Annotated in this window: 11 protein-coding genes and 1 riboswitch; of the genes, 6 read left to right on the top strand and 5 right to left on the bottom strand. The window is 53.7% G+C overall.

Going from position 1 to position 10,664, the window contains the following annotated elements; all coding sequences use genetic code 11:
- Window positions 1–15: 15 nt before the first annotated feature.
- The gene (locus tag EDM60_RS23685) at window positions 16–1,242 is read left to right on the top strand and encodes an MFS transporter (RefSeq protein WP_122966139.1); all 1,227 of its coding nucleotides are present in this window, start codon (window positions 16–18) and stop codon (window positions 1,240–1,242) included.
- 79 nt (window positions 1,243–1,321) lie between these two features.
- Complete coding sequence (locus EDM60_RS23680) at window positions 1,322–1,867, top strand: flavodoxin family protein (protein ID WP_122966138.1); 546 nt, start codon at window positions 1,322–1,324, stop codon at window positions 1,865–1,867.
- 82 nt (window positions 1,868–1,949) lie between these two features.
- On the opposite strand, the gene EDM60_RS23675 is transcribed toward EDM60_RS23680, so the two are convergent.
- The 5 genes from EDM60_RS23675 to EDM60_RS23660 form a co-directional block, all read right to left on the bottom strand.
- Window positions 1,950–2,816, bottom strand: a complete 867-nt coding sequence (locus tag EDM60_RS23675; protein WP_122966137.1) for an NAD(P)-dependent oxidoreductase — start codon at window positions 2,814–2,816, stop codon at window positions 1,950–1,952.
- Window positions 2,817–2,822: 6 nt separating this feature from the next.
- Window positions 2,823–3,656, bottom strand: coding sequence for a pyrroline-5-carboxylate reductase dimerization domain-containing protein (locus tag EDM60_RS23670; RefSeq protein WP_122966136.1), 834 nt, complete (start codon window positions 3,654–3,656; stop codon window positions 2,823–2,825).
- Between the two features lie 123 nt (window positions 3,657–3,779).
- Window positions 3,780–4,460, bottom strand: a complete 681-nt coding sequence (locus EDM60_RS23665) for a zinc metallopeptidase (protein WP_063228744.1) — start codon at window positions 4,458–4,460, stop codon at window positions 3,780–3,782.
- Window positions 4,461–4,710: 250 nt separating this feature from the next.
- Complete coding sequence (locus EDM60_RS28830; RefSeq protein ID WP_167470371.1) at window positions 4,711–4,851, bottom strand: hypothetical protein; 141 nt, start codon at window positions 4,849–4,851, stop codon at window positions 4,711–4,713.
- A 116-nt stretch (window positions 4,852–4,967) separates the two neighbouring features.
- Window positions 4,968–6,260, bottom strand: coding sequence for a glutamate-1-semialdehyde 2,1-aminomutase (locus EDM60_RS23660; protein WP_122966135.1), 1,293 nt, complete (start codon window positions 6,258–6,260; stop codon window positions 4,968–4,970).
- A gap of 151 nt (window positions 6,261–6,411) precedes the next feature.
- On the opposite strand from EDM60_RS23660, the gene EDM60_RS23655 reads away from it, so the two are divergent.
- The 4 genes from EDM60_RS23655 (at window position 6,412) to EDM60_RS23640 (ending at window position 10,001) form a co-directional block, all read left to right on the top strand.
- On the top strand, window positions 6,412–7,254 hold the full coding sequence (locus EDM60_RS23655) for a protein phosphatase 2C domain-containing protein (RefSeq protein WP_122966134.1): 843 nt from the start codon (window positions 6,412–6,414) through the stop codon (window positions 7,252–7,254).
- Window positions 7,255–7,402: 148 nt separating this feature from the next.
- On the top strand, window positions 7,403–8,413 hold the full coding sequence (locus tag EDM60_RS23650; RefSeq protein WP_122966133.1) for an ABC transporter ATP-binding protein: 1,011 nt from the start codon (window positions 7,403–7,405) through the stop codon (window positions 8,411–8,413).
- A complete protein-coding gene (locus EDM60_RS23645; protein ID WP_063228740.1) occupies window positions 8,406–9,200 on the top strand; it encodes an ABC transporter permease in 795 nt (264 codons plus the stop codon). Before EDM60_RS23650 ends, EDM60_RS23645 begins: the two co-directional genes overlap by 8 nt.
- 3 nt (window positions 9,201–9,203) lie before the next feature.
- Window positions 9,204–10,001: an ABC transporter permease gene (locus EDM60_RS23640; protein ID WP_122966132.1), complete on the top strand. Its 798-nt coding sequence runs from the start codon at window positions 9,204–9,206 to the stop codon at window positions 9,999–10,001.
- 375 nt (window positions 10,002–10,376) lie between these two features.
- Window positions 10,377–10,531: riboswitch (FMN riboswitch) on the top strand.
- Window positions 10,532–10,664: the final 133 nt, after the last annotated feature.

Genomic DNA, 10,664 nt, shown 5'->3' with positions numbered 1-10,664 from the left:
AGGAGGTTGTGCATCGTGTGGCATAGACGTTTTCTATTCCTCTGGGCGGGTCAGACATTGGCCAATCTGGGGGATGTTTTTTATATTGTGGCGTTCATTTCGGTCATTTACGCCGTATCCGGTTCTGTCATGTACACGGCGTTTGTTCCGGTGGTCATTTTGTCGGCGCAATCGGTCAGCGGCTTGACAGCGCCGTTGCTTTTTCGCAGACTGTCGCTTCCGTCCATGCTGGTGCTGTCGCAAGCGCTGAAGACGTGCTTGCTTGCGGCAGCGGCTGTGCTTGTCGACAGGACAGCAGGCACCAACGGTCAGGCGATCTGGCTGCTGTTCGGATTGGGCGGGCTGATTGCCTTTATGGATGGCTGGGCCAATCCCGCACGCAATGCGTTGGTGCCGCAGCTTGTGGAACGCGAGCAGCTGATCAGGGCGAACGGCTTGCTTGCGACTTCCGATCAGACGGTTCATTTTGCCGGCTGGGCAGCGGGTGGACTGCTCATGGCGTTCCTCGGAGCAAGTGCGGTTTTGTGGGGAACGGTAGCGGCTTATGTGTTGGCATCTTTGGCAATGCTCGCGGTCAAGCCGGAAAAAGCTGATCCAGACATGACGGTTGTCGAGCCGCCGCAGGAAAATTGGCTGACAGGCTGGAAAGCGATTCGCGATGTGCCGCTCTTGCGGCAGCTCGTCGCACTGGATGTCGTCATGGGCGTCTCGGGAGCGGTCTGGATTGCGGCTATTTTGTTGCCGTACGCGCTGGAAGCGTTGGGCCGAGGAGAAGAGTGGTGGGGCTACATCAATGCAGGCTACCTGCTCGGCTCCATTTTGGGGGGCACGCTGCTGCTGAAGTACGCCGACAAGATGAATCGCCAGCTGTATCGCTGGCTGCTGGCAGGTGTTGGCGGGGCTGCTGCGATGACCTTGCTGTTTGGCAGTACGACGTATCCGCTGGCTGCCTTGCTCTTTTCCTTTGCGCTGGGGCCGTTTTTGGAGATAGCCCTGGTGAGCAAGCAGACAATTTTGCAGCAGGAGACAGAGACGCCGATGCTGCCGTACGTTCTGTCAGCAAAAGGGACCATCGATGCGCTGGTGTTTGGACTTTCCTCGCTGTTGATGGGGGCGCTGGCGCAGTCGCTTGGCCCGAGAGCGGTTTATTTGCTCTCCGCAGTGCTTTTGGCAGGCGCAGCCTTTTTCGTTTGGCGTTTGCGGCAAAAGCAACTCGCAAGTGCGCGCAAGCAAACTGTCTAAAACATGCAACCCTCTGGCGATTGCCGGAGGGTTTTTTGATACAATGACAGGTAAGAAAACTAGGAGTGGAGTGAGCCGCATGAACATTCTCGTTTTGCATGGTAGCTCAAGAGAGGGTGGCAATACCGAGCAGCTGACGAATATCGCGCTGGAAGGAATCCCGCACACAAGCATTCACCTGCGGGAGAAAAACATTTTGCCGATCCACGATCAGCGGCATGTGGAAGGTGGCTTCACGGCGGTAGCAGATGATTACGACGAAGTGACGGAAGCCGTTTTGGCCCACGATTTTTTGATCTTTTCCACCCCGATCTACTGGTACGGCATGTCCGGCTACATGAAAAATTACGTGGATCGCTGGTCGCAAAGCCTGCGGGACAAACGTTACGCCTTCAAGGAATCGCTCGGGCGCAAACAGGCTTATGTCATCACGACGGGCGGCGACCAGCCGAGGATCAAAGGGCTGCCGCTGATCCAGCAGTTTCAGTACGTCTTTTCTTTTGTGGGAATGCCGTATGCGGGCTACATCATTGGCGAGGGCAACAAGCCGGGGGATATTCTCGCGGATGTGCAGGCTGTGGCTTCGGCTAAGCAGCTCAATGCGTGGCTGAAATCGCAGCAATAAGGCAGAAAAAAAGACCGGAAATCCGGTCCCAGATTGTCGAGAAACCCCACACATGGTGAGGTTTCTTTTGCTTTTTAAAAAGCTATTTGCTGGTCGGAGTCGCGCCCTTCAGATGGCGCAAAATCGCCATCAAATCGAGTTCGCCCAACCCTTCCTCCAGGGCGTGGCGATAGGTGGCCTGCGCGGATTCCGCCAAAGGAGTAGCTACGCCAGCCTCGCGGGCAAGCCGCAAATCTTTTGCCATATGCTTCAAGGCAAAAGCGGCAGGGAAGTCGTCTGCGAGAATCGAGGCAGCTTTGCCGCGAATCAGCGGGGTTTCTACTGCGCTTTGCGAGATAATCTCCAGCATTTGCTCGGTGTCGATGCCAAGCGAGCGGGCGAACAGCAACGTTTCCGCTACTCCTTGTACCGTGATGCCGAGCAGCAGGTTGATCGCCAGCTTGGCAGACGTTCCCGCTCCATGCGACCCGAGGTAAACAGCTGCTTTGCCGAGCTTGTCCAGCATCGGCTTCGCTACGTCATAATCCGCTTTCTCGCCGCCGACCATGATGACCAGTTGCGCTTCCTTCGCCGGACCGACACTGCCAGAGACGGGAGCGTCGAGAAAACGCAGTCCGGCTTTTTTGCTTTGCTCCGCCAAAAAGCGGGAAGTCTCTGGTGCAATCGTGCTCATGTCGATCGCGAGCTTGCCGGAAACGCGGGCAGATAGCAAGCCGTCTGTTCCTGTATAAATGGCTTTCACAGCCTCGTCATCACTTACCATGGTGAACAACACATCGCATTCATCGACCAGTTGCGCGAGTGATTCGGTTTGCTTCGCGCCGAGCGCAACGAGCGGAGCCGCTTTTTCGGGTGAGCGGTTCCAGACGCGGACAGCGTAGCCTGTGGACAGCAAGTTGCTTGCCATCGGTACGCCCATGTTGCCCAAGCCAATCCAACCTATGATCATGTCTGATTACTCCTTTTCATCCATTTGTTTTCCGACCTGCTTTTGCACAAGCTCTTTCAAGGCAGCGTGTTTCGATTCGGTCATGGCAAACAGCTCGTCGAAGCCGCCCGGCAATGTTTTGGCGAGCACGCGCAGCCCTTCTTCGGTGATTCCGCCTTTTGTCGCAACGCGCTCGATTAGCTGGTCGAAGCCAAGCTGTTCGTTTTTCAAAAGCAAAGCGGTGCCGAGCATCGTTTCCACGAGAATGGTTCTGGCTGTCGCAATATCAAGCTCCGGCGTCTTGCGGACCGCTGCTTGTGCAAACGAATCGAGTATCCCGGCTATCAGTCCGGGTGCGCTGCTGCTCAAAATTGTGGCTGTTTCGATATTCGTCTCTGTCACTTCCTGCACTTCGCCGATTGCGGACAGCAGGGTGAACAAGCGGCTTCGTTCCTCTGAACTCACCCTGTCGCTTGCCGTATACAACGAAACGCCGTGCAGCTCGGATGACGTCACGGTAGGAATCACTTTGCTGACTGGCCCGGCATGAACGCTCTCCAGGTCGGAGATGCTGACTCCGGCAGCGACAGAGACGATGTGCTTCTCGCGAGGAATCGTCAGCTTTTCCAGAACAGGCAGGATGTCCAGCGGCTTCGTACAGATGAAAATCAGGCTGGCCTGCTCGCAAATCGCTTGGGCGCTATCCGCGACAGCTACTCCAAAACGGGCTTGCAGCGCGTCCGCTTTTGCCCGCGTGCGGTTGAAAACGACGATGTGTTCAGGGGAAATCACTGCGCTTTTGCAAAAAGACTTCACCAGCATTTGCCCCATACTTCCTAATCCGATAATCCCGATGCGCATGTGCAAAACCTCCCGTCCCATTGTATCGTAAGTCTACGCAAAAAGGTACAGTCTCCCGGTAGGGAAGAGACTGTACCTTGTACTAAGCTTGTATTGGTTTTGGCTTTGTCAAAAGCGATGCGATTAGTCGTCCGAGCTTCGGAAGATCATGATGTACTTCGCGAGTTCGAGTACAGAGATCAGAGCGGCGGCGACGTAAGTGAGGGCGGCAGCACCGAGCACTCTGCTTGCCCCGCGTTCTTCTTCGTTGCGGATAAAGCCCATTCGCACCATCAGCTCTTTGGCACGGCTGCTGGCGTTGAACTCGACTGGCAACGTGATGAGCTGGAAGGCAACGGCACCGGAGAAGAAAATGATCCCCAGGAGCAAAAGACCGGACATATGGAAGAAGAAACCGGCGAGCAACAAAAGCGGCGCAACACCCGATACGAGATTGACAACCGGGAAAATGCGGTGGCGCGCTACGAGCATCGGATAAGAAACTTTATGCTGGATCGCATGGCCGACTTCGTGACAAGCAACAGACAGCGAAGCGATGGAGTTGCCAAAGTATACAGGATCGGACAGGCGAACCACACGGGACATCGGATCGTAGTGGTCAGTCAGCGTACCTGGAATATGTTCGACGGGAACGTTGGTCAAACCGTTTGCATCGAGCATCCGTCTCGCCGCTTCAGCCCCGGTCAAACCGGAAGAAGTAGGGACCTCGGCATAGCGGTTGAAGGTGCCTTTTACTCGGAATTGAGCCCAGAGAGACAGTCCGAATGCAATGAGTATCAGAAAATCCATCGGGTGAAAAAACATTGAACAATCACTCCTTTTTATCTGCATGAAGAAACACAATAGCAGTTCCTTACACATTTTGTCCCATATCCATGTATACGAATAAGTGTCAGGGCAGTTTCATTAATTTTATTGTACAATCTCTGACCATTCTTGACAATATCACCACCTGCTTATATGTGCAGATTGACTCTTGCTACATGTGAAGCCAGCTTTTCCTCACATAAAAAAACAGACACATCCGTGAAGAATGTGTCTGTCTTTTCGCCGTTTACCGATCGTGGTTTTGCGTTTTGTGATGCTCGGTTTTGCGCGGGTTTTGGAAGCCGACGACCTCCAGCATTTTGCTGCTCTCTTTGGAATCCAGCGTCTTTTCCGGAGCTTGCGGGTACGTTTTTTCGCCTTTTGACACCTAGATCTCCTCCTCGCGATGATACTCACTGCAATCGTTAGTATCTCCAAAAGGCAGGAAACCGGGCTTGGCAATGCTTGTCTCGGCGTCAGGCTCACGTACGCAGCTAAGCTACGCTACGCGTTCAATTGTGCGAAGGCGCGGTCGACAGCCGAGATTGTTTGCCGGATGTCATCTTCCGTGTGCGCGGTGGTGATGAACCACGCCTCGTACTTGGAAGGAGCGAGGCAAATGCCTTCATCCAGCAAAAGGCGGAACATGCGGGCGAACAGCTCGCCGTCTGCTTTTTGCGCTGCATCGTAATCGCGAACAGGCTCGTCTGTAAAGTACACAGCCATGGCCCCTTTGACGCGGTTGAGCTGGATGGTGACGTCGTGCTTGCTCGCTGCATCGCGGATGCCTTTTTCCAGCAGCGCGCCGAGTCGCTCAAATTCATCGTACACGCCAGGCTGTTTCAGCACTTCCAGGCATGCGATTCCGGCACGGATCGATGCGGGATTGCCCGCCATTGTGCCCGCTTGGTAGGCAGGACCGAGCGGCGCGACTTGCTCCATAATCTCGCGGCGTCCGCCATATGCTCCGATTGGCAAGCCGCCACCGATGATTTTTCCGAGCGCGGTCAGGTCAGGCGTTACGCCCAGCAAGTTTTGCGCACCGCCGTAGCAGAAGCGGAATGCGGTGATGACCTCGTCGTACACAACGAGCGCGCCTGCCTCGTGCGTGATGCGGTTCACTTCCTCCAAAAAGCCTGGCTCCGGCGTGACGATACCGAAGTTGCCGACGATTGGTTCGACCAGGACGCAAGCCGTTTCGTTGCCCCATTTGTTCATCGCTTCGGCGAACGCTGCAACGTCATTGAATGGAACCGTGATCACTTCGCTGGCGATGCTTTGCGGAATACCCGCACTGTCAGGGATGCCGAGTGTGGAAGGGCCGGAGCCTGCCGCAACCAGCACGAGATCGGAGTGACCGTGGTAGCAGCCCGCAAATTTGATGATTTTCACGCGTCCGGTGTAGGCGCGTGCCACGCGAATGCACGTCATGACAGATTCCGTACCGGAGTTGTTGAAGCGGATGCGCTCCATGGATGGAATCGCTTCGCGGATCATGTTCGCAAAAGTGACTTCCCAAGGAGTTGGCGTACCGTACAACGTTCCGTTGGCCGCCGCTTCCGTAATGGCTTTTGTGACGTGCGGGTGAGCATGTCCGGTAATAATCGGGCCATACGCCGCCAAGTAGTCAATATATCGATTGCCGTCCACGTCCCAGAAATACGCGCCCTGGGCACGCTCCATCGTAACGGGCGCTCCCCCGCCTACGGCCTTGAAAGAACGGGAAGGGCTGTTTACCCCGCCGAGAATAACATCCATGGCTTGTTCGTGCAGTTGCGCGGATCGTTCACGTTTCATGCGATTTTCCCTCTTTTCTTTTCAAAAAAGTCCTTCATTATCTTAACACAGCAAAAGTCACCTGGATATGGATGGGGAGCTATAGCTGGGGAAAAGGAAAAATGATACAATTTTCAAGCAAATCACTTCACGTAAAAGGCGGTAATCCACCATGAAACTTGAGTGCATCTCCATCAAAGGAACCGGCAATACCAATGAGGACGCCTATGTGATCTCGCAAGCCGATCAGGTGTACGCGGTGATCGACGGCGTCTCGTCGCTCGTTCCGTACGAAAACCGATTCGGGCAGACAGGAGGAGCGATTGCAGCCGAGCTGGTGAAAAGGAAGCTGGAAATCATGCCGCCTGACGCTGTGCTGTCCGATTACCTGACGTTTGTCAACGAAAAGCTGCGGGAAGTGATGCGCGAGAGCGAGATTGACTGGAAGCAAAAAGAAGCATTGTGGGGAGCGGCATGTGCAGTCGTTCGGGTGAAAGAGCAGCACATCGAGTATGCCCAGACTGGCGATTGCATGATTTTTGCGGTCTATGAAGACGATACGGTGCGGCCTTTGACGTTTCCGCAAGTTTCGCTGCTGGAGCAAAACGCCATTGCCCGGTGGGAAGACGGGATTCGCGAGGGGCTGTCTACCCGAGCCGAGCTGCACGAGCGATGTAAGGACATCCTGATTCATAACCGCTATCAGGCGAACGAATCAGGAGGATATGGCGTTTTGAACGGAGATGCGGCTTGTGCGGATTTCATAGAGTATGGACGGATCAATCGGATCGGATTGAAGGCGCTTGTTTTGGCGACAGACGGTCTGTTCATGCCACGACCAACAGGCGGAAAAGGACCGGGGTGGGAAGAAACGGTATTGCCAATCGTCCACAAAGGGCTGCAACGTTACACGGATGAGCTGATCGCACTGGAAAACAACGATCCCGAATGCATCCGCTACGCCCGCTTCAAAAAGTCGGACGACAAGACGGGCATTGTCGTGAATTTGCGCTGACAGTTTGTTACAGTTTGCCTTTTGCACAATTTCATGCGCTCATATACACTAACAGTTGTTCATGACCGTTTTGCCAGCCGCAAGCGGTCACATCTCTTTGCATGAAAAACGTCAAGGCGTTTTTCCACTAAAAAAAGGATGGTTATCCATGATTCAAGTGAAGAACCTGCAAAAGGAGTTTCGCATCCACCAGGCCAGAGCGGGTCTCGGGGGTGCTTTTCGTGATTTGTTTAGTCGCGAGTATAAGACCGTCAAGGCAGTGAATGACCTTTCTTTTACCGTGGAAGAAGGGGAAATGTTCGCCTTGATTGGGGAAAATGGCGCCGGGAAATCGACGACGATCAAAATGCTGACGGGCATTTTGACGCCAAGCGAGGGCGAGATCGTCATCAACGGCTACGTTCCGTTCAAACAGCGCGAGGAATACGTGCGCTCCATCGGTGTCGTATTCGGACAGCGTTCGCAGCTCTGGTGGGATTTGTCGCCGATGGAGTCGTTCCGGTTGCTGAAAAGCGTCTACAAAGTCGACGGGCCAGAGGGAGATAAGTGGCTAGACCGCTTGATCGAGGAGCTGGAAATCAACCCGTTTGTCAGCCAGCCAGTGCGCAAGCTGAGCCTGGGTCAACGGATGCGCTGCGAGGTAGCGGCGTCATTGATTCACAAGCCGCGCCTGTTGTTCCTCGATGAGCCGACAGTCGGGCTGGACGTCTTGGTGAAGCAAAAAATTCGCGAGTTTTTGCGCAATCTGAACGAAACGGAAAACATGACCATCCTGCTCACGACCCACGACGTTTCCGATATTGAAGCGCTCTGTAAGCGGGTGCTGGTCATGGACAAAGGCAAGCTGATTTTTGACGGCCTGCTCAGTGACCTGAAGGAAAAGTGGGGCAATGGCACAGAGGTGTCTTTCCAGATGAAAAAGCGCACACCCGCCGACGAGCTGCGCAAGACGCTTGGCGAGATGCCGTGCGAAATTTCCCAGGTAAACGAATATACAATCAGTGTGAAAGTGCCGCAGAGCCAGGAAATGCTGCCGTTTGTCCTGTCAACGGTCATGTCGACGTTCGAGGTCAGCGACGTAAAAATCATGGAGACGAGCACAGAAGATATTGTCCGCAACATTTACCAGGTGGATACAGGGGTGCGGGGCCATGCATAAGCTCTACATGGAACTGATCCGCATGCGCTTTTTGACCATGCTCGCTTACCGGGTGAATTACTACAGCGGGATCATTATTTACGCGATCAACATCGGAGCGTACTACTTTTTGTGGGGCGCAATCTACGGCGGCCAGCAGCAGCTTGGCGGCCTGTCGGTCGAGCAAATGACTTCCTACGTCGCGATTGCCTGGATGTCGCGCGCCTTTTACTTCAACAACATCGATACGGAAATTGCCCAGGACGTACGGGAGGGTAAAGTCGCGATCGAGATGATCCGCCCTTACAATTACTTGTCGGTCAAGACAGCGCAAGCATTTGGGGAAGGGATATTCCGCTTCCTGTTTTTCGCAGGGCCAGGAATTTTTCTCATCAGCCTGATTATCCCGTTTCATTTTCCCGCGACAGCGACTGGCTGGGGATTGTATTTGATCAGTCTCATGTTTGCCTTTTTGATCAACACGCAAATCAACCTGCTGACGGGGCTGTTCACCTTTTTCCTGTTCCGCAACGACGGGATGATGCGGGCGAAGCGTGTCGTCGTTGATTTGATGTCGGGCCTGGTGCTGCCGATCAGCTTTTTCCCGGGCTGGGCGCAAACGGTTATGGGCTTTTTGCCATTCCAGGCCGTCAACTACTATCCGAGCCTGATTTTTACAGGAGCGATTACTCCGGGGCGTTCCTGGGAGTTGATCGGCTTCCAGGCGATCTGGATGGTTGTTATTCTGGTTCCGATTCTGATTTTGTGGCGCATGGCCCGAAATCGGCTGGTCGTGCAAGGGGGGTAGCATATGCAAAACGTCAAACACATTTTCGGTATTTTCGCCGACTACCTGGGCCAGTATTTCAAGACGAGACTTGCCTATCGGGCTGACTTTCTCGGGGATTTTGTGTCCAACTTGATTTCCGAGCTGATCAATCTGGTGTTCATCATCGTCGTCTTCACGCATGTGCCGTTGATGAAGGAATGGACGCGGGACGAAATCATTTTCATTTACGGTTTCTTTTTGGTGCCGTATGCCTTATTCTCGATGTTTTTCGGGTTTTGGGACTTCAACGAACGCTATATTATCCGGGGCGAAATGGACCGCATCTTGACCAGGCCGATCCACAATCTGGCACAGGTCTGTCTGGAGTCGATCGCACCGGACCGGATTTTCGGCGTCATCACAGGGCTGATCATCATGGGCTATGCTGCTTTTCAGCTCGATTTGACGTTTTACTGGTACGACCTGTTCATCTTCATCGGGCTTGTGATCAGCGGCGCCCTGATTTACGGCGGGGTGTACACGGCGATTGCCGCTGTCAGCTTTTTCTCCGATTCCCGGACAGGAATTGCCCCGATGATTTACAACATCCAGCAGTACGGGCGTTACCCCGTGGATGTGTACAACAAGGCGATTCGCTTCGTGCTGACTTACGTGTTGCCGTTTGCTTTTGTCGGGATTTACCCGGCGGCTTACTTTTTGCGAAAAGAAGTGTGGTATACGTACGCAGCACTTACTCCGGTAGTCGCGGTCATCTTCTTTGGCATCGGCTTGCTCGTCTGGAACTGGGGCGTCACCAAGTATCGGGGAGCGGGGTCGTAGTGGCAGAAGCTACTTTTGGTGCGATTTGGTAGGCAGGAGCAGGTAATATTAGAGGTAACGAGCTTGAAAGAAAAAAAGACCGTCCGGCGGCTACCGGAACGGTCTGGTCTGTACAAACGAGGCTTCCCTCAAAGGGGACGGCTCAAAATTTGGTGAAGAATAGACCGCCGAGGAGCAGTCAACTCAAGGGCGGTCTATTTCTTTTTGGTCCAGGTAACTACCTATAGCACGTGGCGACTTTAGGCTGAGAAGCCCCATTTTTTTTAAAATATATCCAACTAAATCAATTGGAAAATAACAATAAAATGTCGATTTAACAGTTTCGTCTATTGTCAAATCGAAAAAGCGCAGTATAATATGCTGTATACAACTACACAATTCCTTCAGGGCAGGGTGAAATTCCCGACCGGCGGTGATGGTGCAATCAGCACGTCAAGCCCGCGAGCCTCCCGAGCTGTTGACAGCGACGGAGTGCAGGATCTGGTGAGATTCCAGAGCCGACAGTACAGTCTGGATGGGAGAAGGATGACGACAGTACGTTTACCACACACGTGCTTGTTTGCCTGTGCTGGCAGGACAGATGCGATGAGGCATGCATGATGAGCCGCCTCGTTGTTTCTTGAACCTGGATTTATTGCACATGCTTTGTCATACGCCTGTAAG

This window comes from Brevibacillus parabrevis (assembly GCF_003710905.1).
Taxonomy (GTDB): Bacteria; Bacillota; Bacilli; order Brevibacillales; family Brevibacillaceae; genus Brevibacillus; species Brevibacillus parabrevis.
This window is presented reverse-complemented; position numbering and strand designations above follow the sequence as displayed.